Source organism: Colwellia sp. BRX8-7 (genome assembly GCF_014077275.1).
Lineage (GTDB): Bacteria > Pseudomonadota > Gammaproteobacteria > Enterobacterales > Alteromonadaceae > Colwellia_A.
The window spans coordinates 106,142-132,066 of sequence record NZ_JACGVP010000011.1; the positions used below are offsets into that span (position 1 = coordinate 106,142).

The window sequence follows — 25,925 nt, forward strand, 5'->3', positions numbered from 1 at the left end:
GTTAAGAGTTAATAATGTGGTGGTGGGGGTTCGATATCTTGCGACTGATTTTGACCCGGATTATTATCTTGAACACGACTTGCGATTAACTTTAGCTGTGCCCTAATGTCTGAAATTTCTAATTGATGAACAGCAAGTTCATTATTCAACTGTTCAATAACATCGTCTTGAAAGGCATTACGAGATTGCAGCGTTTCAATGTTTTCTTGTAATTCGATGATTGTTTTTTGTATTTCTGTTGTCATAATTTGGGGTACCTAACGCGACTTTCTTTGCCAAAGCTCAGCGTATCCTGATGAACTTTCGGTGATTATTTGGTTCTTTCCTCGAAAGGCGACACTATACACTACCGCGCCTGCAGCACGTATACTTTCTTTTGGCGTAACTCGCCAGCTGTCAAGCCGCTCTCCGGTTAGTATGCTCCATAGGCTAACTTTTCGAGTTGGGGCTCCTGTTAATAGTTGAGTACCATCATCAGAAAACCTTACTGAGCTAAATATTTCGTGACGGTTATAGTATTGAAGTTGGCTAATGCGTTTACCTGTTTTTAAATCCCATATGTTTGAAGATTTTTTACTGTCGGCAGTAAAAGCAAACCGACCTTTAGGGTCTAGAGCCACCATAGTAACGCGACTGGGATGATTAAATCGATAAATAACCTGCCCACTTTCTGTATCCCATACATAAGCGACGTAATCATTGCCTCCTGAAATAGCGATACGGCCATTGGGGAGCATATCAACCGCATTAATTTTTTCTGTATGACCTAAGAACTCTAAGCGACGGCCATTGCTCATAGTAATGTGAACAACGGTGCCATTACTCTTACCGAGTAAAATAAAGTCACCATTATTGGACAAGGCAATATCACGAATCGTTGACTCACGTACTTTCCAATAACCTTCTGATTGCCCTGTTGCTATATTCCACAACGAAAACGCTTCTCGATTTGCGGTCAGTGCATGGCTATTATTATTGGATATATCGGCTAACAGCACTAAGTTATCGCTACTATCTTGCTGTTGTGACCAGCTGTATTTTAATGCATTCTCTTCTATGTCCCATAAACTTAAGCCATGATAAATAGAAGAGACAACACTGTATTTGCCATCATTAGAAATATTAGCTGCATAAGCACCATCTGTAGCATGTTGCCAACGCTGTACAGGCTTGTCCTCTGCAGGCTGGCAAGCACTGTTCAATAAGGAAAATAGACAGATGAAAAGCAGTGTTAGCTTGTTATTACACTTAATCACAATATTAATACTTTTTTCTTAGTTAATTTATCGTTAGTATAAGCCGCATTGTCTAACAATACATAATATTTAATCAATGGCTTAGGGGGACTTCCTCCAACTGAGTACTAGGTTACGTTAACGGAGAAAAAATGAAATTATTTAAGCCAACTATGTTAGCTATTGCACTTGTGTCAGTGTTTGGCTGTCAAGAAAGTGTAAAACCAACCGAAACAGCGCCTGTTTTAGAAACTGAAATGCAAAAACAAGCTTACAGTTTAGGTGCTTCAATTGGCATGTACATGCAAAAGAATCTTGATCAACATGAGAAGTTGGGTGTTCCACTTGACCAAGCATTAATTACTCGTGGTTTCATGGACAGTCTTGCTGGCAAATCAATCATTGAGAAAGAAGAGATCCAAGCACTATTAATGAGCCTTGATGAACAAATGAAAGCAAAGCAACTAGCAGCAGCAGACGCTGAATCTGAAGCGGCAATTGCTGAAGGCATGAAATTCTTAGAAGAAAATGCTAAAAAAGAAGGTGTACAAGTTACTGAATCAGGTATTCAATACCTTGTTGTAACTGAAGGTGAAGGTGATAAACCTAGCGCTACTGATACAGTAACGGTTCACTATAAAGGTACTTTCTTAAACGGTGAAACTTTTGATAGTTCATATGAACGCAATGAACCAGCAGTATTCCCTTTAAATCGTGTTATTAGCGGTTGGACAGAAGGCGTACAGTTAATGTCAGTGGGCTCAAAGTACACTTTTACTATTCCATCTGATTTAGCTTACGGAAAAAATGGCAACCCGCCACGTATTCCTGGTAACTCAGTATTACAGTTTGAAATTGAATTATTAGACATTCAAAAATCAGCTGAACCAGAAGAAATCACTCAGTAATATTATTACTTTAGTGTTAAAGGAGCCAATTGTGTAAGCAATTGGCTTTTTAATTCATTTTAGAAACTCAAAATATAAACACTCATTTTTCACTCGCCATAAATATCTTACTCACTTTCAAATATATAAGCATTATATGGCTAGTCTTTCGTCGACATATTCAGCTATAGCTAAACTAGAAGTTAAGCCGGGTGAGTCAATACCAAACAGATTCACTAATCCTTTCAAGCCATGCACTTTTTCACTTTGAATGACAAAATCCTTAAAACCATCATTCGGACCTTCTAATTTCGGACGAATACCCGAATAAGCAGGCTGTAATCTTTCGCTATCTAATGAAGGGTAATAGCGTTGAATCGCGGCAACAAATTTAGCTTTTAGAAGCGGAGAGACTTCATAATCAATATCATCTATGTACTGTGTATCGGGACCAAATTTTAATTGTCCGCCAATATCTAATGAGGCGTGAATACCTAAACCATGCGCTTCAGGTAAGGGATAAATGAGTTGTGTAAAAGGACTTCTCCCTTGATATGAAAAATAATGGCCTCGACAATAATAAAGCGTTGGAATATGTGACTTTTTTAAATCACTAATATTTTCGGCAACTTTATTACTGTGTAATCCCCCTGAATTAATTAAATAATCACAATGCAGCTGCATTATTTCATCTTGACTGTTTAAAGTAACAACAAAGCCATCATTATTGTTATCTGCCTTTATAAAGGTGGTTTTTCCAACAAACTGACCATTATTATGCTCAATTTCTGCCAGTAAAGCCTGCATATAACGATGACTATCAATAATGCCTGTTGAAGGGGAAAGTAAGGCAGCGGTGGCATGTAATGCTGGATTTGACTTCTTAAGCTCGTCTGCCGTTAACCAGACGAGATCATTAACATCATTAAGTGCTGCTTGTTTTATGGTTTTCGCTAAACATTGCTCTTCTTCCTCGCCGTGGGCAACCAGTAATTTTCCTAGGCGTTGATGAGGAATGCCTCGATCTTTACAATATTGATAAAGCTTCTCTTTTCCTTGCACGCATAGCTTAGCCTTTAAACTGTGCTGAGGATAATAAATGCCGGCATGAATAACTTCACTATTACGACTACTGGTTTCTTCACCAAAGCCAGCATTTTTATCAATAATGAGCACGTTATTGAGCTTATTGCTAAGTCTTGCCGCAATGGCTAAACCCACAACACCAGCGCCAATAATTATTGCGTCTACTTTTTCCATCATTTTATCTATTCTTTTAGCTTGAATTAAGTGTGGTCGCCCCTTATCTAAATTTCAAGAAAAAGAATGTCTTAAAATTTAGATAAGAGTGTGGGTAAAGGTTCAAAGAACTGACTTATTCTATTTTGGAATAAAAAAGCCTTTTCTATTCTTTTTATTATATGCAAAGTCAGTCTATTATTATTTTACTAAATTTAAATGGGCGAATTGACATTATGTTGCCAAACCAACAGAACTTACAAAAAACTATGCTAGATGCTGACCAACTTTCATCATTACAAAACGCTATTGGCAGTTACTCTCAGTTGCAGCTTGCATGGGCAAGTGGTTACTTAGCGGCTAAATCTGAAGGAGCATCGTTAAGCGTTAGCCCTACAGCTTCAGCTGTTGCAGCTCCTGCGCCTGTATTAACCATTTTATTTGGTTCTCAAACCGGAAATGCTAAAGGTGTTGCTAAAGCGTTAGCCGCACAAGCACAAGCAGAAGGTCTTACCGTCGACTTAAAAAGCATGAGTGACTTTAAGCCAAAAAGCATTAAAAATCTGACTCACCTATTAATTGTCGCCAGTACTAATGGCGAAGGTGAAGCACCCGATGATGCGATTGCTTTACATGAATATTTAGGCTCGAAAAAAGCGCCAAAGCTCGATGATTTACGCTATAGCGTTTTAGCCTTGGGCGACACTAGCTATGAGTTCTTTTGTCAAACGGGCAAAGACTTTGATGATTACTTAAGTAAGCTTGGTGCAAAACAGATTACCGCACGCGTTGACTGTGACGTTGATTACGAAGCTGAAGTAAAAGCATGGTCAGAGACTATTGTTAAAGATGTAAAAGCCTTGTTGGGTAATGAGATTGATAGCCATAATGTTGTGGTAATGCCAACACTTGGCGCGTCTAGCGAATATACTAAACAGGCGCCTTATGCTGCTGAGTTAAGTTTAAGCCAAAAGATCACCGGTCGTGATTCAGCAAAAGATGTTCGTCATATTGAAATCGATTTAGCCGATTCAGGTATCACCTATCAAGCCGGTGACGCTTTAGGTGTGTGGTTTGAAAATGACACCGAGTTAGTCGCCGAACTTATTGCAATACTTGGTTTGTCAGGTAATGAAAATATTGATGTTGGCGGTGAACGTTTATTACTGGAACAAGCATTAATTTCAACATTAGAAATTACTCAAACAGCGCCTAATTTTATTAGCTTTTGGGCGGATAAATCACAAGATAAAGCTTTGCTTACTTTGAGTGAAGATAAAAATGCTGCGCGTGAATATGCGGGTAACCATCAAATTATTGATGTAGTTAAAGCAGCTCCGGCGAAAGTAACAGCACAAGACTTTGTTGATGCGCTTAGAAAGATTACTCCACGTTTATATTCTATAGCCTCGAGCCAAGCTGAGGTTGAAGAAGAAGTACACTTAACGGTGGGCTTAGTTGAATACAGCGAAAATGATCAGTTAAGAAGTGGCGGTGCCTCAAGCTTTTTAGGTAAACGCTTAGCAGAAGGCGGCACAGTTAAGGTTTTCATTGAACACAACGATAACTTTCGCTTACCTGAAAATGGCGATACGCCTGTGATCATGATTGGCCCAGGTACTGGTATTGCTCCTTTTAGAGCCTTTATGCAAGAACGTGAAGCAAGCGAAGCAAGTGGTGATAACTGGCTGTTTTTTGGTGATCAAACCTTCACTCAAGATTTTTTATACCAAGTGGAATGGCAAGGCTATTTAAAATCAGGCTTGTTAACGCACCTTGATTTAGCCTTTTCTCGTGATCAAGCGGCAAAAATATATGTGCAAGACCGTTTACGTGAAAAAGCCAGTGAGATTTTTGCTTGGTTAGAACGTGGCGCACATTTATATATTTGTGGTGACATGAGCCGTATGGCAAAAGATGTTGAGCTTGCCTTGGTGGATATTATTGCTGAGCATGGCAAGTTGAGTACAGAACAAGCACAAGATTATTTAAAAGAATTGCGTAACGCCAAGCGTTTCCAAAAGGATGTTTACTAATGACTACAACAAATAAAGAAATCGTATTAACAGGTCCCGGACCGTTAATTGTAGAAGGTAAACAGGCTGATAACGAACGCTTAAAAGCAGATAGTAATTTTTTACGAGGGACAATTGTTGATGACTTAAAAGACCAAGTCACCGGTGGTTTCACTGCAGATAATTATCATATTATCAGAACTCATGGTATGTATCAGCAAGATGACCGTGATATTAGAACTGAGCGTAGTAAACAAAAATTAGAACCATTGCATAATGTTATGTTACGAGCTCGTATGCCTGGCGGTATCATTAAACCAGAGCAGTGGTTGGCTATTGACAAATTTGCTCAAGAGAGCACTTCATATGGCAGTATTCGCTTAACAACACGTCAAACATTTCAATTTCATGGCGTGTTAAAGCCCAATATTAAATTAATGCACCAAACATTAAATAGTATTGGTATCGACTCAATTGCGACTGCTGGCGATGTTAACCGTAATGTTTTGTGTACTTCTAACCCTATTGAATCAGAACTTCATCAAGAAGCTTATGAATGGGCTATTAAAATTAGTGAACATTTACTGCCTAAAACACGTGCTTATGCAGAGATCTGGCTAGATGGCGAAAAGCTTGAAGGCCCTGAAGGTAAAGAGACACAAGAGCCTATTTTAGGCAGCAACTACTTACCACGAAAATTTAAAACGACTGTTGTTATTCCGCCACAAAATGATATTGACGTTCACGCTAATGATCTCAACTTTATCGCTATTGCTAAAGATGGAAAATTAGTTGGTTTTAACGTACTTGTTGGTGGTGGTTTAGCGATGACTCATGGCGATAAGTCAACGTATCCTCGCAAGGCTGACGATTTTGGCTATGTGTCTTTAGCACATACCTTAGATGTTGCGACCGCTGTTGTAACAACACAACGCGACTGGGGAAACCGAGTTAATCGTAAAAATGCTAAAACTAAGTACACACTTGACCGAGTGGGTGTAGAAACCTTTAAATCGGAAGTTGAGAAACGTGCCGGTATTACTTTTGAAACCTCTCGTCCATACGAGTTCACTGAACGTGGCGATCGTATTGGTTGGGTTGAAGGTTTTGACGGTAAGCACCATTTAGCCTTATTTATTGAAAATGGTCGCTTATTAGATAGCCCGGGTAAACCCCTTAAGTCAGGTGTTGCTGAATTAGCGAAAATACACAAAGGTGATTTTCGTATGACTGCTAACCAAAACTTAATTGTCGCGGGTGTAGCAACTGAAGATAAAGCACAAATTGAAAAAATTGCCCGTGAATATGGCTTAATGAACGACACGGTTTCAAAGCAACGTAAAGATTCTATGGCTTGTGTAGCATTTCCTACCTGTCCATTAGCTATGGCTGAAGCAGAACGCTATTTACCGGGTTTTGTTACCGACGTAGAAGGCATTTTAGCCAAACATGATATGAGTGATGAAAGTATTATTTTACGTGTGACTGGTTGTCCAAATGGCTGTGGTCGTGCGATGTTGGCAGAAATTGGTTTAGTTGGTAAAGGTCCAGGTAAATACAATATGCATTTAGGCGGCAACTTGGCAGGAACGCGAGTACCTAAAATGTATAAAGAAAACTTAAGCGAACAAGATATTCTTGATGAAATGGATATGCTAGTGGCTCGCTGGTCATCGGAAAGAAACAGCAATGAAGCGTTTGGTGATTTTACTATTCGTACCGGCATTATCGCAGAAGTGAAAAATAGTAAGCGAGATTTTCATGACTAAACCTATTATTAATAGTGCTGATATCGCTGCGGCAAAAGCACCGATTAATAACCGTTTTCCTGCGTCTTTACCTAAGCCTTGGCTTAACCAGTGGAACGAGCTATTAGAGCAGCAAACCGCGACTGAACGAGTTGAATGGTCGATGGAAAATTTACCATCGCAGTTCGTTTTGTCTTCTAGCTTTGGCATTCAATCTGCGGTTATGTTGCATATGTTGACGCAAGTCGATGCGAATATCCCGGTGATTGTTACCGACACTGGACACTTGTTTCCTGAAACTTATCAGTTTATTGAACAGCTCAACGAACGTTTGAAATTGAATTTACACGTTTATAGCGCGACAGAAAGTGCGGCATGGCAACAAGCAAAATATGGTGAAGAATGGGCAAAAGATGAAACATCACTCAAAGCTTATAATCGCCGTAATAAAGTTGAGCCGCTAGAACGTGGTTTACATGAGCTCAATGCAGCAACATGGTTTTCTGGCGTGCGTCGTCAGCAATCAGAGCATCGTGAAGGCTTGTCTGTAGTCAGTATTTTACGCGGTCGTTTTAAAGTACATCCTATTATTGATTGGAGTAATAAGGATGTACATGAATACCTAACTAAGCATAACTTGCCCTATCATCCTCTATGGGACCAAGGCTATGTATCGGTTGGCGACACACACAGTACACGGCCATTAACGTTAGGTATGAATGAAAGTGATACCCGCTTTTCTGGCATGGCCAGAGAATGTGGTCTACATACTGACGGTGACGGTATTTAAATAACGCCCAACTTAACGTTTACTATTAAGGACAAACATCTTAGATGCTTGTCCTTTTTTATGTTGGCTACTTTTTGTCGGGAAAAAAACTGCATTTCAGTATCTGTTTTCGTGTTTGTAAGTACAGATCCTGAAACAAGTTCAGGATGACGGGGGTTATAGCAGGATGACGGGTTACAGCAGAATTAAGGGTTATAGCAGGATAACGTTGCTGGTAGCAGTATGAAGAGGCTTGTATCTTTATTGAGAGCTTGAAGTTTAGTGACACGATCTGGTCGATAGTGACAGGGCTTGATGTGAACTCTTGTCGTCATGCTGAACTTGTTTCAGTATCTGTATTTTGGGGGTAAGTACAGATCCTGAAACAAGTTCAGGATGACGGGCTTATAGCAGAATGAAGGGTATAGCAGAATGAAGGCTTATAGCAGGATGGCGTTGCTGGTAGCAGTATCAACAGGCTTGTATCTGTATTGGGATCTTGAAGTTTAGTAACGCGATCAGGTCGATAGTGATAGGGCTTGATGCCCACTCTTGTCGTCATGCTGAACTTGTTTCAGTATCTGTATTTGGGGAGGAAGTACAGATCCTGAAACAAGTTCAGGATGACGGGGTTGGTAGCAGGATGATGGGGCTTATAGCCATATAATGAGTCTGTAGCAGTCAGAGGGGCTTGTATCAGTATCTACATTGGTGGCTCTCAAATCACCAATTCTTATCCTTATCCCTCTATAATTGAAAAATTTTCGCTTAATGCACTTTTTAAATGCTGTAAATAAACATCATCAATATTATCGCTGATCAGACGTGCTAGCTCGCTGCCTATTGGCGTAAATTTATAAAACTTCAGTACACAAGATGATTTTTTTGCGGTAAGCGTTAATGGCTTACCGTTAAAGTTAAAATGGAACGACTCTGACTTGTTCATTGGGCTAGATTCTGTCTCTTGAATAAAGACCAGATGATTATCGGCTAGAATTAATAAATCAGCATAGCTCAACGAAAATTGGTTAAAAGGTATATTCTGTTCTCTATTTTTATTAAAAAAGTTTAGTAAGCCAGGTGTCTGATAGGCTCCTGAAATAATACGTATATTTCTTTTTGTTTGTTCTGTCACCGCTAAACTACAGGCCTTTGCTAACAATTTCGCTTCCGTGATACTCATGGCACGAAAAACCTTGAGGGTTTTAGTGGAAAATGAACCGGGTTGTGATATTTCCCCTGCTAGTATTTTTGCCCACAAATTTTGCATGGTGGTATTACTGACATCTTCGGCGAGTTCGGTAAAGGTACTAAACCAATCAGCATCTGCTTTATGGGTAAACTCGGTAGCAGAACAGTAATTTACTGACTTTTTTATAATAGCTTCAAGATTCTCTTGTTTTCGTAATGCGGCAATCCGTGCTCTTTTTTGGGTTCTTTCTTCTAATGGCATCTGTTTTTCTGAAGAAATTAAGCCACCATCAAGTACAAAGTTTTTAGCCAAGGCAAGCAGTTGCATTTGGGAAGAAACACCGGCATTTTTTTTATTGCCGCTATTTTTAGCCGTAGATTCTGTTGTTTTTATTACTTCAGTGTTAACCGGTTCCTCAGCAATAACCAGCGGTGCAGTTGAGGGTTCGTTGATGTCTTTCATAAAAATTACCGTAACTAATATATTATTTTCATTACTATTTTTTCTAAGCATACGCTGGAAAATTAAAATCAGCAATATTCTCTTTATTCATCTAAACTTAACATAAATTAAGGAAGCAATTGAAATTATGAATATAATTGTAATTCTAGGTTGAATATTATTTAACTGACTCTTATTATGTAGTTTATTGGAAATATGATTCATAATAAAATTTGATGTGAAAAAAAACCTTAATCAGTAGTATTTTTCTGGTTAAATGAGGACGATATGCAGGCTTCTGAAAATAATAATGACGACTTTTTATTTATTGATGATAGTGATGAAGATGAAATTCTAAATGATGGCAGTGCTGAAACGTGGAAGGTTCTGATTGTTGATGACGATCCCGAAATTCACTCTGTTACTCAGTTAGCACTCTCAGATCTCGTCGTCTTAGGTAAAAATCTAGAGTATATACATGCTTACTCTGGGCGTGACGCATGTCTGCTTATTGAAGAGCACGAGGACATCGTTTTGGTATTACTAGATGTTGTTATGGAAACGGATGATGCGGGCTTAAATGTTGTAAAACATATTCGAGAAACTTTATCTCGTCAAGATATACGTATTGTTTTGAGAACCGGTCAACCAGGCTATGCTCCTGAAGAAAGTGTTATCAAAGATTATGATATCAATGACTATAAAACCAAAACAGAGTTAACTCGTCGCAAGTTAGTGACTACCGTTTATGCCGCTATTCGTTCATATCAACAAATTCATTCGGTTAATCAAAACCGCTTGGGCCTCGAAAAAATAATTAGTGCTACTGCTGACTTACTTGAACTGCACAGTATTCATGAATATGCAGAAGGTGTGTTGTCGCAATTAATTAAGTTGAGTAAGAGTCATTGCAGTGTTTTTTGTGCGCGTGGGCAAGGTATTATTGAGGGTTCTGACGATTTAAGCTTACATATCTTAGGTCAAATCGGTCATGACGCCGAACTGATTAATCAAAAAATTTCCTGCTTCGACAGAGATTCAGCACAAGATCGCATGAGTAGCTGTTTCACTCAAAAACAAAATAATTATGGTAGTGACTTTGCGGTATTGTATTTAGCAAGCGGTGGTTATCGCGCGGTTATTTATCTTGAAGTTGAGCAAGAATTAACTGATATTCAAATACAGTTAATCGAAGTGTTTTTAGCCAATGTTGCCATCGGTTATGAAAATGTTCACCTTTTTCAAAAACTACGTAATGCTGCCTATCGTGATTGGCTGACTGAGCTGCCAAATCGTTTAGAGTTTGTTAATTTACTCGACAAATTTAGTCAATCAGAAGAACCCAATCTTGTTGCCGCTTTAATAGATATAAATCACTTTAGTGATATTAATGATGGCTTAGGACAAGATTTAGGTAATAAGCTGTTGCTCGCTGTTACAGAGCGCATGAAAGAATTAGGAAAACATTGTCAGCTTGCTCGAATGGGTGCCGATGTTTTTGGTGTTATTGGTCCGGCTGAAAGTGTAAACCCTGATAAATTAATGTCATTATTTCATCGTTCGTTTACCGCGGGAGAACAACTATTACCTGTCACGGCATGTTTTGGGCTGTGCTCAAAAAGTAGTGCCGGTTCACAAGGGGTAAAGGTTCTTAATCAAATAAATATCGCCTTGAATTTAGCCAAAAAAAGTAATCACGAAAATTTTGTTTATTACAAAAAAGAAATGGAAGATGAAACACTTTGGCGTTTAGGTATGATCAGGCAATTACGTACTGATTTTGCAGATAATCGTTTAGAGCTTTGGTATCAGCCTCAGCTTAGCTTAATTACCGGCAAGGTTATTGGCGCTGAAGCATTATTGCGCTGGCGAACCGCCGAAGGAAAATTTATTTCACCGGCTGTGTTTATTCCTCTAGCAGAATATTCAGGGTTGATTGTAGAAATTGGTGATTGGGTTATTAACCAAGCCTGTAAACAAATAAAGGTATTAGAGCAACAGAAATTCGATCATGTTGGTATCTCTGTTAATGTTTCTATCCCACAATTTAAACGTGATAACTTCGTTGACAGTATCATTCAAGCGACGATTAATCATGATGTTAAACCAAGTAAGCTCGAATTAGAGATCACTGAAAATATTTTAATGGATGAACCACAAGTTGTTATTGATGCATTAGTTAAGTTGAAAGCTGAAGGTATCAGTATTGCGCTTGATGACTTTGGTACGGGCTATTCATCAATGAGTTATTTACAACAACTACCGCTTGACCGTTTAAAGGTCGACCGTTCATTTATTACGGGTATTGCAGAGCCAGGGCAGTCATTGATTGCAGATACGATTATTAACCTCGGTAAGCAAATGAACTTAAAAGTTATTGCTGAAGGTATCGAAGAGGAAGAACAACAAGCGCATTTAATCGCTCAAGGGTGTGACGAAGTACAAGGTTTCTTTTATGCTAAACCTATGCCTGCTGATGAGTTTTTAACCTTCTTACGTAACAATAAGTAATAAATACTGATTGTTGCTAGCTTGAATAAATTAAAGCCGAGATATAATGTCTCGGCTTTTTTATCGGCTAATATAGTTAAGATGTTTCTTGGTATCTAAACTCGACGCCTTCCCTTGGTTGGCATGGAATAAAGTGCGATAAAATCAAAGAACAACAAGCAAAGCCAGCACCAATATAAAAGACCCATGACGGGTTATAAATCCACACTAAACCAAGCAACGCCGGAATAACCACAGCGGCAATGTGATTAATTGAAAAACTAACGCCAGCACTTGATGCTAAATCTTCAGGCTTGGCTATTTTTTGAAAGTAGGTTTTAATCGCAATAGCTAAAGCAAAAAATAAATGATCTATCACATATAAGCTTGCTGCGATCGTCGAGTTTTCGACAAAGCCATAGGCAATAAAGATAGTAATTAAACCGATATATTCAAATTTAAGCACCCGACGTTCACCAATAATGCCAATCAATTTGCCTATTTTTGCTGCGAATAACCAATTAAAAACATAGTTTATTAAGAATAATGCACTGATATCAGCAACGCTATAACCAAATTTTTCTACCATTAAAAAACCCGCGAATACGGTAAATATTTGGCGGCGCGCACCACTAAAGAAAGTCAAAGCGTAGAACAACCAATAACGTTTACGTAGTATCAGGCTTTTTTCTTGTTCGACCTTAACGGGAAACTCTTTAAAAGAAAGTGCCAAACAAATAGTGAGTACTAGGCCGAGTGTACCAAATAAGGCATAAGTACTTTGATAAGACCACGAGAACTTTTCCATCATCAACCAAATACTGCTAAAAGCGAGTAGTGATGCCGCTGATTTTACCGATAATAGACGCCCTAAAAAATGGGCTGTTTTATCTTTATCAATCCATTGCATGGTTAACGATTGGTTCACGGTTTCAAAATAATGAAAGCCAATAGACATGATAACAGTGGTCAGATACAAACCTAAAACAGAAGGAAAAAATCCGGTCATTATTACCCCAATAGCGGTAACGGCTAATGAAATAATGGCTAATTTTTGTTCTTTAATAAACATTAGTACATAAATAACGGTAAAGGCTAGAAATCCAGGTATTTCACGGAGACTTTGTAAAATGCCAATTTCTTTACCGGTAAAACTGGCTTTTTCGATAACAAAATTATTGAGTAAAACCATCCAAACGCTAAATATTAGCGGCATAATAAATGCCATGGCGAGCAATAAATTCTCTGGTTTGTTGAAGCGTTCTTTAATTGACATTATTTTCCAATATTTGAGGCTGTAAATGCAGTCTTAATTGAAACAAATTATTACAGTTCAGCAGTATGTGATTAAAATTTAAAGCTATATATTGTTACGCGGGCTATTTTACCTTTATTTGTTAGATAAAAGTAATGGCATCAACAGGGATTAATTTTTATGGAGCGTAATAAGTGATCAAAATCGATAACATCAGTCGAATTTATGGTGAAGGTGAAACTCAAGTCATAGCCTTAAATAATGTTTCTTTAACCATTGAAAACAATGAATTCGTTGCGATAATGGGCACTTCGGGCTCAGGAAAATCAACCTTAATGAGTATCTTAGGTTGTCTCGATACACCGACTTCTGGTGAATACTTATTATCTGGTGAGTCAATAAAAAATATTGATGACGAAAGCCTTTCTAAGATCCGCAATCGTAAAATAGGTTTTATCTTTCAAACCTTTCATTTATTACCTCGTTTAACTGCCCTTGATAATGTTATTTTACCACTACGTTACAGTAATGCCGATCAAGAAGACGCCAAAAAACGTGGTATGGAAATGCTTGATAAAGTAGGTTTATCTTCACGTTGGCACCATAAACCCTTTGAAATGTCTGGTGGGCAACGTCAACGTGTTGCTATTGCTCGGGCGCTAGTAAATCGTCCAGAAGTGATTTTTGCAGATGAACCGACCGGTAACTTAGATTCTAAAACCTCTTATGAAATTATGGATTTACTCTGTGAGTTACATAATCAAGGACAAACTATTGTTATGGTGACTCACGAAGAAGATATTGCTGTGTATGCTGACAGAATGATCCGCATGAAAGACGGTAATATCATTGAGGACCGATTATGTATCAAAAACTAATATTATCAATCGCTATACTTGCTGTTAGCGGCTTCTCCTTAGCCGAAGGTCAAACTCCCTTGATTTTATCCGGTCAAATTAAAGCCAGCGACAATCAAACGTTTTACTCACCTAAAACAGATAGTTGGAATGTTCAAGTGCAATGGTTGCTACCAGAAGGTGATATAGCTGAAGAAGGCGATCTAGTTGTCGTCTTTGACAGTGGCTCAATTCAAAGTCAAATAGAACAAGAAAAAGTAAGCTTGATCGCCGCGAATGAAGAGTTATTTCGTTTGACTAGTAGCGCTAAGCAATCACTTTTAGAGGCGACTTACGGACAAAAGAGAACGGCTTTATTACTTGATAAAGCACGAATTGATGCCGGTATTGCTGTTGTTCATTTAAGTGAATATGATTATCAGAAAAACCAACTTCAGCTTGAAAAAGCGGTTGTTGCTAATGCGAAATCACTCGAAAATTTAAAGCAAGTCAAGGTCGCTAATCAGGTTGCCGTGACTAAGCAAAAAATTACGATTGTAAAGCATCAGGATAAATTGCAATACAATGAGTACAAACTCAAGCAGATGAGTGGCTATGCTGAGCGAAGTGGTCCGGTACTTTATGGGATCCATCCTTGGAGTGGTGAAAAAGTATTTGTCGGTATGACGGCGCAACCTTCTTGGGAAATTGCAAAAATTCCTTCGGTAAATGGCTTATATATTGAAGCTTGGGTGCATGAAGTTGACTATAAAAATATGTGTGTGGATAGCGTTGTCGATTTTAAGCTAGATGCTTTTCCACAATATAATCTTGTGGCTACATTAACCGAAATATCGAGCCAACCCGAAGAACGTAAAGAATGGGGCAACGATGTTTATTATCGCGCTGTGTTTTCTTTTACGCTTGATGAAGCCTTAACGTTATTACCGGGCATGAGCGCTCAATTAGAATTTACAGGAGTAAGCCCAAGTGAATAAATATTTTGCAATCATGTTGTTAGTATTGCTTTGTGCTTGTGAAAAAGCACCTAGCGAAACCGTGAAGTTAGAACAAGTGCGTCTAATTGTTACCGCGAGTGGAGAATTAGAGTCAAAACAAACGGCAATGATAGCACCACCGTCAGTTTCTGGTATGTGGCAGTATCAAATTAAGCAGCTAACACCGGAGAATACCCGTGTAAAAAAAGGCGAAGTGATCGTTGCCTTTGACAGTAAAAAGGTGGTGGATAGGTTGGTTGATAAACAAGCTGACTTAGACCGGGCGCAAAAAGAATTAGAAAATAAGAAAATTAAGGAAGAAGAATCAGAGCAAGAACTTATTCTCAGTATTGCTGAAAAGCAAATGCAATATGAAAAAGCGGAGCGTAAAGCCGATATTATTGATAACAGTCGCGCTGAAAATGATCGTAAAAAGTCTGTGATTGATTTTACTATTGCCGAAAATGATTTGTTTCTTGCGAAAGAGCGACTGACTTTTCATAAAAACAATAAAGCACTTAATTTAAAGTTAGCTAAAGGAAAAGTAAACCGTTTAACCGCAGAGGTAAATGATTTTAAAAGTGACATTGAGCGTTTGAAAGTTAAAGCACCGATTGATGGTATGGTTATCTACCGAGCTAATTGGCAAGGAGAAAAACCAGCGGTGGGTGAGAGTATTCAATTTGGCCAACCGGTTGTTGAACTTGCTGTTATTGAACAGATGCAATTAAAAGCACAAATTGCTGAACCTGACAGTGGTAAAATCAAACTTAATCAAAAAGTTAAAATTATGATTGATGGTACTCAAGAAATTGTTTTACAAGGTAGTATTGTGGAATTAGGACGTGTTTTTCGTGATAAGTCATCACAAGATAAACGCCGTGTTTTCGATGCAATCATTGCTTTTGAACAACCTAAAGATACGGTGATACGTCCAGGCATGACTGCGCGTATTGAGGTTGTTACCGCCATGATTGATAACGCGTTAACTTTGCCATCGCAGGCGGTTAAGTTAGAAAATGGCCAAGGGAGTGTTCGAATCACCGGTCTTTTTTCGGATCATGAAGAAACCATTGAGGTTGCTCATATAGTCGGAGATAAAGTGGTCATTAAAAGTGGCCTATCACAAGGAGATATAGTGGCTTTATGAAATATTCACAACAATCAATAATGAAAAAATCTTTTATCGTTAGTTTATTATCTATTGCAATAACCGCTTGTTCTGGGCAAGAAAACGCTCCTTTGTTATATGAGGTGACCAAACAAGACTTTATCGTTAATGTCCCGGCAAAAGGCGAACTGTTTGCAGCAAAAGCCACGGTAATAAATGCGCCAATGAGTCGACAAGGACCACAAAACATTTCATGGTTAGCACCAGAATTTTCACATGTTAAAAAAGGTGATGTTATTGCCCGCTTTGACGGTGAATCGATGGAAATTCAAAGTAAAGATAGACAAAGTGAATTGTCGATCACCGAACAAGAAATTATTGAAAAAACTGGCATGCTTACTCAAGCACTTAACTCAATTAACAAAGATATTGGCGTGGTAGGTCAAGAGAAAAATTTTGCAGAAAATTTTTCAATCAATGATGATCAAATACGTTCGAAATTAGACATCCTTGATTCATTACAAAACACCCAGTACTTAGGGTCTAAAGAAGAATATCTTTATTGGAAAAATGATAGTTTTAGTAGCAGTTCAGCGGGAGATATGGGCTTGCTGGAAATGAAGCAAGCGCAAAGCAAAAGTAAATTAAAACAGTTAAGTGAAGGCCTAGCAAAACTTGAAGTTAAAGCACCGCACGATGGCTTACTTGCTTATAAAGCTAATTGGCGTGGAGAAAAACCACGTGAAGGCCAGTCATTATGGCCGGGGCAAAAAATTGCCGAGTTACCTGATATCAGTAACATGAAAGTTAAGTTATTCGTTTTAGAAAGTGAGGCGGTAAATTTAGCCGTAGATAAATCGGTAATCTTCTTTTTAAATGCTTATGCGGATAAACCGTTTAAAGGAAAAGTTGAGACAGTTGCCCCGTTTCCTACCTCGATAAAGCGTGGTGATCCACAAAAATATTTTGAAGTTATTGTTATTTTAGCCGAGCAAAATAGTGAGCTATTTGTACCCGGAAGAAAGTTAGAAGCTAATATTGAAATTATCGCCACCCGCCAAAAAATTATTATTCCGTTGCAAAGTGTTTTTGTCGAAGCAAAGCAGACGTTTGTCTACTTGTATAAAAATGGCGACTACACTTCATTACCCGTTACCTTGGGGCAGGCGAGTTTAAGCCATGTTGAAGTTTTATCAGGGCTTAAAGTAGGTCAGAAAATAGCATTAACCGACAAGGAGCATAGTTAATGAAATATTTAGCGATTTTTTTGGATACTTTTTCCGAGCTTGCTCAACATAAGTTACGCACGTTGTTAACTTTACTCGGCATGATTTTTGGCGTTGGTGCGGTTATCGCGATGCTTAATATTGGTGAAGGTGCAGAAGCTGAAGCGATGAAAATGATCGACTCGATGGGCTTACATAATTTAATCATTGAAGGGAAAGTTTTTGAAGAAAAAGAACTACAAGAACAACGTAAACACTCTCCGGGTTTAAGTATCAGAGACGGTGAGATTAGTGCGCGTTCATTACCTTTTGTTACTGCCTTTAGCGCGCAAAAACTTATCGATACTTACAGTATTTTCAGTGGTGAAGGGAAAAGTGATGGTGAAGCAACAGGGGTGAGTGCTAGCTTTTTTGCATTGTCTAAATTCCATGTAGCACAAGGGCGTTTACTCAACGACAGTGACGATAAAAACTTTTCTCAGGTGGCACTGCTGGGTTCATCAACCGCAAAACAGCTTTTTCCAAAAGGCAATGCCATCGGTCAAAATATTAAAATTAATCACCTCTGGTTTAAGGTGGTTGGCGTATTACAAGCGCCATTTTTAAAGAAACAAGAGTTTCAAGGCATAAAGCTCGGTGGTGACCAACGTCAGGTGTTTATTCCATTAAAAACCGCAATACATAAATTTGCTAGTAAAAAGCTAGCGAGTGAAGTCACCAGTATTAAACTTAAGCTTGATGAGAGTGTTGATCCTATTAGTGCAGCGCAAGCCGTGAGTCATTTGCTTAATCGTCGTCATAATGAAGTCGATGATTATAACTTAGTTATTCCTGCCGCATTATTGGCCCAGCAAAAACAAACACAGCAAATATTTAATATTGTCATGTCATGTGTTGCCGGTATTTCTTTATTAGTGGGCGGAATTGGTATTATGAATATAATGCTTGCTACTGTATTAGAGCGCACCAAAGAAATTGGCTTGTTGCGTGCGGTTGGTGCAACACAAAAAGATATTCGCTTACAGTTTATTGCTGAGAGTTTTACTATTTCAATTATGGGTGGCATCTTGGGGGTGTTTTTTGGGATTATGCTCTCAGAGCTTATCGCACTTTATTCTGAATGGGCGGTGTCATGGTCAACAAGTGCCATTATCTTGTCTTTTAGTATTTGTGCTTTAGTCGGTTTAACCTTTGGTGTTTATCCAGCCATTAAAGCGTCCAAGCTTGACCCTATTGATGCCTTACAAAGTGACTAGTTAAGATAACCTATTCCCCCGTTATTATAACTTAAAGCGTCATTAGTATTTGATGACGCTTTGCTCTTTATTTTTATCTGAAGGTTATCGCCGCTTTTTAGTCGAGAGTGCTAGCGGCGAATGTTAAATTTAGTTTATCGATTTATTTATCTAGCACGGGCTTTTAGGATTAATCTTAGTCTCTTGTGTCTATCGTCTTTTAGGCCCTATTAATCGGCTTATACCGCGAGCTATTCTTTCTGTCTTAGTTAAAAAACCATAGATTAATACACCTAATTAAAACACCTGTTTAAAAAATTTGCATTTATTTTTCTTTCAAGGCACACTCAATCGTCTATTATTATAAAAACTGATCAGTTAAATTATCATTTAATTGAGTTCAGACCCTATTTTTATCCCACTAAACGAGGAAACTAGGCATGTTATTTCAAGGTCAAAACCTTTCTGCCGAATTACTGAATGACGGCATTGTTGAATTTAAATTCGATGCACAAGGCTCAGTGAATAAGTTTGATCAGCAAACTTTTAAAGAATATATCGAAGTGGTTGCTGCTATTAACAATTGTGCAGATGCTAAAGGCGTACTTGTAACGTCTGGAAAATCTAACTTTATTGTTGGTGCAGACATCACTGAATTTTTAACAATGTTCAAACTTCCTGAAGCGGAACTTATCCCTTGGATCAAAGGCGGCTCAGACGTTTTTGATTCATTTGAAGACATTAAGCTACCAACAATTGTTGCACTTAATGGTTTTGCTTTAGGGGGTGGTTGTGAAATGAGCTTAGCTTGTGACTACCGTATTGCTGATACAACATGTTCGATAGGTTTACCTGAAGTTAAATTAGGCCTGATTCCTGGTTTCGGTGGCACAGTGCGCTTACCAAGAATTATTGGCGCTGATAATGCTGTTGAGTGGATGTCTACGGGTAAAGCGTTTAAGCCTGAACAAGCAATGGCTGTTGGTTTACTTGACGCGGTCGTTGCGCCAGAGCATTTACGCGAAGCCGCTATTAACATGCTTAAACAAGCAATGTCTGGTAAGTTAAATTGGCAAGCTAAACGTCAACAGAAACTTGAAGCGTTAAAGCTTAGCCCTGTTGAATCAATTATGACCTTTAATACCTGTAAAGGTATGATTGCCGCTAAAGCCGGTAAACATTACCCTGCACCTATGATGATGGTAAAAACTATCGAAGCTGCTGCTTTACTCGGTAGAACAGAAGCCATGCTTATTGAGAATACAAACTTTGCTAAGCTTGCTAAAACTGATGCGGCTACGGCGCAAATTGGTTTGTTTATGGCAGATCAAGTAGTTAAAGGCAAAGCAAAAAAAGCCGCTAAAATGGCGACTAAACAAGTGAATAAAGCCGCTGTCTTAGGCGCGGGTATTATGGGCGGTGGTATTGCTTATCAGTCTGCTTATAAAGGCACGCCAATCATTATGAAAGACATTAATGATGCAGCACTTGATTTAGGCTTAAATACTGCTGCTGGCATTTTAACCAAGCAAGTTGAACGCGGTCGTATGAATATTAAGACTATGGCTGGCGTGTTAAATAACATCACACCAACCCTTAGCTACGATAGTGTTAAAGATGTTGATATCGTGGTTGAAGCGGTAGTCGAAAACCCTAAAGTAAAAGGTATGGTCCTTGCTGAAGTAGAAAGCTTTCTTTCTGAAGATGCCATTTTAACCTCTAACACCTCAACGATTTCTATCGATTTGTTAGCGCAAAGTGTAAAACGTCCAGAAAACTTCTGTGGTATGCATTTCTTTAACCCGGTAAACAAAATGCCATTGGTTGAAGTTATTCGTGGTAAAGCAACTTCTGAAGAAACCGTTGCGGCTGTTGTTGCTTACGCGGCTAAAATGGGTAAATCACCGATTGTTGTTAACGATTGTCCTGGCTTTTATATTAACCGTGTTTTATTCCCATACTTTGCTGGCTTTAGCCAATTAATGCTTGAAGGTGTTGATTTTGCTGCTGTTGATAAAATCATGGAAAAACAATTTGGTTGGCCAATGGGCCCAGCATACTTACTTGATGTGGTGGGTGTTGATACCGCTGATCATTGTACGGGTGTTATGTCATCTGGCTTCCCAACGCGTATGGCAAAAATTGATAATGACCCAGTAAGCACTCTATACAGTAATAAACGTCTTGGTCAGAAAAATGGCAAAGGCTTTTATGATTACGGTCAAGACAAGCGTGGTCGTCCAACAAAAGTAGCTTCAGCTGATGCTTACGCATTGTTTGAAAGTACCTGTGCAGACAAAAAAGAATTTAGTAGTGAAGACATTATTGCTCGCTTAATGATCCCTATGGTCAATGAAGTGGTGCGTTGTTTAGAAGAAGGTGTTGTTGATACTGCCGCTGAAGCTGATATGGGCTTAATTTACGGTATTGGTTTTCCACCGTTTAGAGGTGGTGCAATTCGTTATTTAGAAACGTTAGGTTTAACTAACTTTATTGCCATGGCTGATAAGTATGCGCATTTAGGTGAAATTTATCAGGTAACTGATGGATTACGCGAAATGGCTAAATCAGGTAAATCTTATTTCAACACCGACGTAAAAACAGCATAAGCTAAGGAGAAGAACATGAAAGAAGTAGTCATTGTAGATTGTATTCGTACACCAATGGGACGCTCTAGAGCTGGCGTTTTTCGTAACGTTCGTGCTGAAGGTTTATCAGCGCATTTAATGCAGCAACTATTAGTGCGTAACCCTAATTTAGATCCTTCATTAATTGAAGACATTATCTGGGGCAACGTTAAGCAAACTAAAGAGCAAGGTTTTAACATTGCGCGTAATGCACAGTTGTTAACAGACATTCCAAAAACAGTTGGCGCGGTAACAGTTAACCGTTTATGTGGTTCATCAATGCAAGCTTTGCATGATGCAACAACTAACATCATGTGTGGCCAAGGTGATGTATTCATCGTTGGTGGTGTTGAGCACATGGGACATGTTCCTATGATGTATGATGTAGACTTTGATCCGGCCTTGAGTAAATATATTTCTCGTGCGGCTGGCAATATGGGTTTAACCGCTGAGTTACTCGGTAAGCAGTTCGGTATTACCCGTGAACAACAAGACGCTTTTGCGGCACGTTCACACAGAAAAGCTTATGAAGCACAACTTGCTGGTCGTTGGGACAATGAAATTGTTGCCACTCAAGGACACGATGCAATGGGCGCGTTAACCTTAGTTGAACATGATGAAGTTATTCGTCCTGAAACAACGATTGAAACGCTTGCCGGTTTACGCCCAGTGTTTGATCCAGTTAACGGTACAGTAACAGCCGGTACTTCTTCAGCTTTGTCTGATGGTGCATCAGCAATGTTAGTGATGTCAGCTGATCGTGCAAAAGAGCTTGGTTTAACCCCTCGTGCGCGTATTCGTGGTATGGCTGTTGCAGGTTGTGATCCGTCTACTATGGGCTTTGGTCCTGTTCCAGCAACGAAAAAAGCATTGAAACGTGCAGGTTTATCTTTAGCTGATATCGAACTAGCTGAATTTAACGAAGCCTTTGCGGCGCAAGCCTTATCGTGTGTTAAATCTCTAGGCTTAGAAGACCGTGCTGAAGATATGATTAACTTAAACGGTGGCGCTATCGCCTTAGGTCATCCATTAGGGTGTTCTGGCTCGCGTATCACGGGTACTTTATTGAACCTAATGGAAGGTCAAGACGTCAGCATAGGTTTAGCGACTATGTGTATCGGTTTAGGACAAGGTATTGCAACGGTAATTGAACGCGTTTAATTGTAAAATTTAACGGCATATTATCAAGATAAAAAAAACTCACTTCGGTGAGTTTTTTTATCGCTGTTTTGAAGAGGATCTCGACAAAATCGTACTTTATCTGTGCTAATTACTCAGTGCATAAATTAATTGATTATAAAGGGAAGATACAGAAAATGATGGGGGACGATTGCTTACAATATTAACGAATTAACGGGACCATACTTGGTCAGAAACGATTAAAGTTGAGTTAGATATCTCAACGTATAGTCGTTGTTATCGGTTTTATGATGATCAACCCATTAAAATTATGCCTTTAGCTAAGGTATTAGCATATAAAAATTATCAGATAAATCAACAGAATATACTCAGGTTTATTCGAGTAAGAACAGGCTATTTAAAAATACCCTTTCAGGAAAAGACATAAGCTCGGTGACTGCTAATGTAGAACATTAACCGTTAGGTATTTTGAAGCTGATAGTAAGCGACGGTACATTCAAATAATGGGTCAACATGAAGATATGTTTTAAGATATGACATACCTATTTTTTTCATTACACCTATTGAAGCTAGATTGTTTTCGTCGGCAATGGCGCTAAATTTTTCGTATTCAGGATTCATGGCTAAAGCATTTTTAATATGTTGAGCCGCTTCACTGGCAAAACCTTTGCCCCATGATGTTTGAAAAAATCGCCAACCGAGCTCTAGGTTATTAAACTCAGGTAAGGCAGAGAAAAAATTCATCGGCCGCACAAGCACCCAGCCAATATATTGATCAGTTTCAGTGATATTAACTTGCCACAATCCCCAACCTTTAGTTGGACTTAGGTATTTTTGCATACGAGGCAATAACACATTTGTAATGGTCTCGCGAGACGACGGATTACCATCACTGATAAAACGCATCACTTCTGGGTCTTGGTCAAGTTGATACAATAACTCTGCATCGTCAGCAGACATTAATTTGTAGCTTAGTCGTGCAGAGTTATTGATTTTCATTTTTAAGCTAACGAATCTTGGAGAGGTGGAACAACTTGTTTTTTACGACTCAATACGCCGTCTAACCATACTTTACCGTCAACAAGTGGTTTGCCATAAGCTTTTTCTGTTAAATCAGCATTGTCGCTAATAACTAACATTTCAGAGCCTTCTTTCATAATGTCTGTCAGTAATAATAAAACCGTGTGTCGGCTACCTTCGGCTTTTAATTTTGCAATGTCAGCAAATAATTCAAGCTTCATATCATCAAAGATGGCGAGGTCAAGTACTTCCAACTGACCGATACCCACTAAGTTGCCATGCATGTTAAAGTCTTTAAAATCACGTAAAACTAGGTCACGTATAGGCGTACCTAATACGGCAGATTTCACCTCAAACATTTCCATACCCAAGGCTTTTGCGTCGCTAATGCCTGCAATTTCAGCTAATGCTTCAACACATTTTATATCAGCAGTGGTACAGGTGGGTGATTTAAAAATAACCGTATCAGACAAAATAGCGCACATCATTGCACCAGCAATATTTTTTGGAATTTCTACATCATAGAAATCGTACATCATTTTAATGATGGTATTGGTACAGCCAACAGGACGAACCCAAATTTCTAATGGGGTAGAGGTAGTAATATCGCCTAATTTATGATGATCAATAATACCTAATATTGTTGCTTCATCGATATCATCGGGTCCTTGAATACGGTCGGAATGGTCAACAATATAGATACCTTCGCCAGCAAAACTTGTTTTTAATTCAGGTTGCTCAAAACCAAACTTGTCTAAAATAAATAAAGTTTCTGGTGAAAGCTCCCCTAAACGGGCTGGGACGGTTTCTTCACCTAGCGTGGTTTTTAAATAGGAAAGGGCGATAGCTGAACAGATTGAATCTGAATCAGGTGTTTTGTGTCCAACAGCGTAATTAGGCATAAGTTTTCTCGTATTAGCGTTTATATTGAGGCTATATTTTAAATTGGCGATATTTTAGCAAATAAACCATGGCGGTGAAAAGTTAAAGCTCACATTATCGGCACTAAATCATATCAATAGCACTAAGGCGCTTATTACTCTGCGATAACCGACTTAGTAGAATTGCGTTAATAAACCAACTCCAACAAATGTCACCACTAAAACAATAATAGGCAGTTTGACTATCCGTAATAAATAAAAACCAATAAGCACAGAAAATAAGTCAAATAGTGAACTAACAGCACTAGTAAAAATAGGGTGATAAAGCGCAGAAAATAATAGGCCAACCACAGCGGCATTTACCGCCATAATCGCACCGGCGACTTTGGGCTTTGTTGCTAATGATTGCCAAGTACTTTCAAAGGTGAGTACCAATAAAAATCCAGGTAAAAATATTGCTAAGGTTGCGACTGTCGCTCCTATTAAAGGGGCTTGTGGAAATAGCTCTGCACCCAGAAAAGTCGCTAGGGTAAACATTGGGCCAGGAACTGCCTGCGCTGCGGCATAACCGGTAAGAAAAACATCGTTAGATAACGCTTCACCAATTGTTTGTTGTAATAGTGGCAAGACAACGTGTCCGCCACCAAAAACCATACTGCCCGCTTGAAAGAATTGATTGAATAAGACCATGATATCGGCTGTGTTAATCGGTGCTCCAACTACGGTTGCTAGTGGTAAAGCAAAGAGGGTAATTAAGAACAACATCAATGGCAGTATTTTAAACTGTCTTGAGGTTAGAGCTGAAGGCTGGGTGACTTCAGTGGTAACTGATTTTAACGATGGATTAACAAAAAAACCAAAGCTTGCTGCGATAGTCAGTATGAAAATTTGCATCGTTAAACTCGGTAAAGTGATTAAAGCAATCACGGTTATAACCGCAATAAGTCTGTGGGTGTAATTATTACAGAAACTTTTATACATAGTTAAGCAAGCGTCAGCCACTACAACCACAGCCAGTAATTTCAAACCACTTATAACATGAAAAACCCAAGGTTGTTCAGCACCGCTAATATTAGTGGCGAGTAAATAGATAAGAATAAATGACGGTAAGGTAAAACCGATAAATGCGGCAATGCCGCCAGGCAGTCCAGCTTGTCTCAATCCAATAGCAAAACCTAATTGACTAGAGCCAGGACCCGGTAAAAATTGGCTTAACGAGATTAAATTTGCATAACTTGTTTGATCTAACCACTTTAGTTTATCGACAAATGTTTTTTGGAAATAGCCAATATGTGCGGCAGGTCCACCAAAACTGATACAACCTAAAAAAAGAAAACGCCAAAATACTTCAAATAGTTTTTTCATAAAAATGTCGTTAAAAGCCAGTCAATTATATTAACTATTATATCGTAAAACTATGAAGGGAATATTAAATTTAACAGTAAAAAAGCTCAATGAATGGAGCTTTTTTACCGACATAAGAAAAGTGTTAGTGACATGTAATAAGCTAAACAGGCTTCATCTTTGTTTTTAGAAACCTGTTAATTGGACTTATACACGTTGATACATGCTAATTTTCG

At 38.6% G+C, this 25,925-nt stretch carries 20 protein-coding genes; 12 read left to right on the top strand and 8 right to left on the bottom strand.

The features are described from left to right. Nucleotides 1-8: 8 nt before the first annotated feature. Both H4J57_RS12305 and H4J57_RS12310 read right to left on the bottom strand, forming a co-directional pair. Nucleotides 9-245, bottom strand: a complete 237-nt coding sequence (locus tag H4J57_RS12305) for a SlyX family protein (RefSeq protein WP_182214695.1) — start codon at nucleotides 243-245, stop codon at nucleotides 9-11. Between the two features lie 12 nt (nucleotides 246-257). Next, nucleotides 258-1,256, bottom strand: a complete 999-nt coding sequence (locus H4J57_RS12310; RefSeq protein WP_310733505.1) for a hypothetical protein — start codon at nucleotides 1,254-1,256, stop codon at nucleotides 258-260. 131 nt (nucleotides 1,257-1,387) lie between these two features. On the opposite strand from H4J57_RS12310, the gene fkpA reads away from it, so the two are divergent. Further along, on the top strand, nucleotides 1,388-2,143 hold the full coding sequence (fkpA, locus tag H4J57_RS12315) for an FKBP-type peptidyl-prolyl cis-trans isomerase (protein WP_070374931.1): 756 nt from the start codon (nucleotides 1,388-1,390) through the stop codon (nucleotides 2,141-2,143). 132 nt (nucleotides 2,144-2,275) lie between these two features. Here fkpA and H4J57_RS12320 read toward each other — a convergent pair whose 3' ends face one another. Further along, nucleotides 2,276-3,385 (bottom strand): NAD(P)/FAD-dependent oxidoreductase, encoded by a 1,110-nt coding sequence (locus H4J57_RS12320; protein ID WP_310733726.1) that lies wholly within the window; start codon nucleotides 3,383-3,385, stop codon nucleotides 2,276-2,278. A 212-nt stretch (nucleotides 3,386-3,597) separates the two neighbouring features. On the opposite strand from H4J57_RS12320, the gene H4J57_RS12325 reads away from it, so the two are divergent. Genes H4J57_RS12325 through H4J57_RS12335 form a run of 3 tightly spaced genes read left to right on the top strand, consistent with a single transcriptional unit; the run spans nucleotide 3,598 to nucleotide 7,914 of the window. Further along, on the top strand, nucleotides 3,598-5,397 hold the full coding sequence (locus H4J57_RS12325; RefSeq protein ID WP_182221212.1) for an assimilatory sulfite reductase (NADPH) flavoprotein subunit: 1,800 nt from the start codon (nucleotides 3,598-3,600) through the stop codon (nucleotides 5,395-5,397). Then, a complete protein-coding gene (cysI, locus tag H4J57_RS12330) occupies nucleotides 5,397-7,145 on the top strand; it encodes an assimilatory sulfite reductase (NADPH) hemoprotein subunit (RefSeq protein WP_220465204.1) in 1,749 nt (582 codons plus the stop codon). The genes H4J57_RS12325 and cysI overlap by 1 nt, the downstream gene beginning before the upstream one ends. Beyond that, nucleotides 7,138-7,914, top strand: a complete 777-nt coding sequence (locus H4J57_RS12335) for a phosphoadenylyl-sulfate reductase (RefSeq protein WP_157470904.1) — start codon at nucleotides 7,138-7,140, stop codon at nucleotides 7,912-7,914. Before cysI ends, H4J57_RS12335 begins: the two co-directional genes overlap by 8 nt. 718 nt (nucleotides 7,915-8,632) lie before the next feature. On the opposite strand, the gene H4J57_RS12340 is transcribed toward H4J57_RS12335, so the two are convergent. Continuing rightward, nucleotides 8,633-9,547 (bottom strand): TIGR03899 family protein, encoded by a 915-nt coding sequence (locus H4J57_RS12340; RefSeq protein ID WP_182214692.1) that lies wholly within the window; start codon nucleotides 9,545-9,547, stop codon nucleotides 8,633-8,635. A gap of 267 nt (nucleotides 9,548-9,814) precedes the next feature. Here H4J57_RS12340 and H4J57_RS12345 point away from each other — a divergent pair, with 267 nt between their 5' ends. Continuing rightward, a complete protein-coding gene (locus H4J57_RS12345) occupies nucleotides 9,815-12,037 on the top strand; it encodes an EAL domain-containing protein (protein ID WP_182243103.1) in 2,223 nt (740 codons plus the stop codon). A gap of 76 nt (nucleotides 12,038-12,113) precedes the next feature. Here the strand turns inward: H4J57_RS12345 and H4J57_RS12350 are convergent, their stop codons facing one another. After that, nucleotides 12,114-13,292: an MFS transporter gene (locus H4J57_RS12350; RefSeq protein WP_182243105.1), complete on the bottom strand. Its 1,179-nt coding sequence runs from the start codon at nucleotides 13,290-13,292 to the stop codon at nucleotides 12,114-12,116. Nucleotides 13,293-13,465: 173 nt separating this feature from the next. Between H4J57_RS12350 and H4J57_RS12355 the strand changes: the two genes are divergently transcribed. The 7 genes from H4J57_RS12355 (at nucleotide 13,466) to fadA (ending at nucleotide 22,465) form a co-directional block, all read left to right on the top strand. Beyond that, nucleotides 13,466-14,149 (top strand): ABC transporter ATP-binding protein, encoded by a 684-nt coding sequence (locus H4J57_RS12355; protein WP_182243107.1) that lies wholly within the window; start codon nucleotides 13,466-13,468, stop codon nucleotides 14,147-14,149. Beyond that, nucleotides 14,134-15,105, top strand: coding sequence for an HlyD family efflux transporter periplasmic adaptor subunit (locus tag H4J57_RS12360; RefSeq protein WP_182243109.1), 972 nt, complete (start codon nucleotides 14,134-14,136; stop codon nucleotides 15,103-15,105). Before H4J57_RS12355 ends, H4J57_RS12360 begins: the two co-directional genes overlap by 16 nt. Beyond that, on the top strand, nucleotides 15,098-16,255 hold the full coding sequence (locus tag H4J57_RS12365; RefSeq protein ID WP_182243112.1) for an HlyD family efflux transporter periplasmic adaptor subunit: 1,158 nt from the start codon (nucleotides 15,098-15,100) through the stop codon (nucleotides 16,253-16,255). Before H4J57_RS12360 ends, H4J57_RS12365 begins: the two co-directional genes overlap by 8 nt. Continuing rightward, a complete protein-coding gene (locus H4J57_RS12370) occupies nucleotides 16,252-17,463 on the top strand; it encodes an efflux RND transporter periplasmic adaptor subunit (protein WP_182243114.1) in 1,212 nt (403 codons plus the stop codon). Before H4J57_RS12365 ends, H4J57_RS12370 begins: the two co-directional genes overlap by 4 nt. Next, entirely contained in the window at nucleotides 17,463-18,698 is a 1,236-nt protein-coding gene (locus H4J57_RS12375) for an ABC transporter permease (protein WP_182214680.1), read from the top strand. The genes H4J57_RS12370 and H4J57_RS12375 overlap by 1 nt, the downstream gene beginning before the upstream one ends. A gap of 419 nt (nucleotides 18,699-19,117) precedes the next feature. Beyond that, nucleotides 19,118-21,286: a fatty acid oxidation complex subunit alpha FadB gene (fadB, locus tag H4J57_RS12380; protein ID WP_182214679.1), complete on the top strand. Its 2,169-nt coding sequence runs from the start codon at nucleotides 19,118-19,120 to the stop codon at nucleotides 21,284-21,286. A gap of 15 nt (nucleotides 21,287-21,301) precedes the next feature. Beyond that, nucleotides 21,302-22,465: an acetyl-CoA C-acyltransferase FadA gene (gene fadA / locus H4J57_RS12385; protein ID WP_070374925.1), complete on the top strand. Its 1,164-nt coding sequence runs from the start codon at nucleotides 21,302-21,304 to the stop codon at nucleotides 22,463-22,465. A gap of 438 nt (nucleotides 22,466-22,903) precedes the next feature. On the opposite strand, the gene H4J57_RS12390 is transcribed toward fadA, so the two are convergent. From H4J57_RS12390 to chrA, 3 genes are all read right to left on the bottom strand, one after another. Next, nucleotides 22,904-23,443 (bottom strand): GNAT family N-acetyltransferase, encoded by a 540-nt coding sequence (locus H4J57_RS12390; RefSeq protein ID WP_182214677.1) that lies wholly within the window; start codon nucleotides 23,441-23,443, stop codon nucleotides 22,904-22,906. A gap of 2 nt (nucleotides 23,444-23,445) precedes the next feature. Further along, on the bottom strand, nucleotides 23,446-24,366 hold the full coding sequence (locus tag H4J57_RS12395) for a manganese-dependent inorganic pyrophosphatase (protein ID WP_182176428.1): 921 nt from the start codon (nucleotides 24,364-24,366) through the stop codon (nucleotides 23,446-23,448). A gap of 153 nt (nucleotides 24,367-24,519) precedes the next feature. Next, nucleotides 24,520-25,710: a chromate efflux transporter gene (gene chrA / locus H4J57_RS12400; RefSeq protein ID WP_182243116.1), complete on the bottom strand. Its 1,191-nt coding sequence runs from the start codon at nucleotides 25,708-25,710 to the stop codon at nucleotides 24,520-24,522. Nucleotides 25,711-25,925 lie beyond the last annotated feature (215 nt).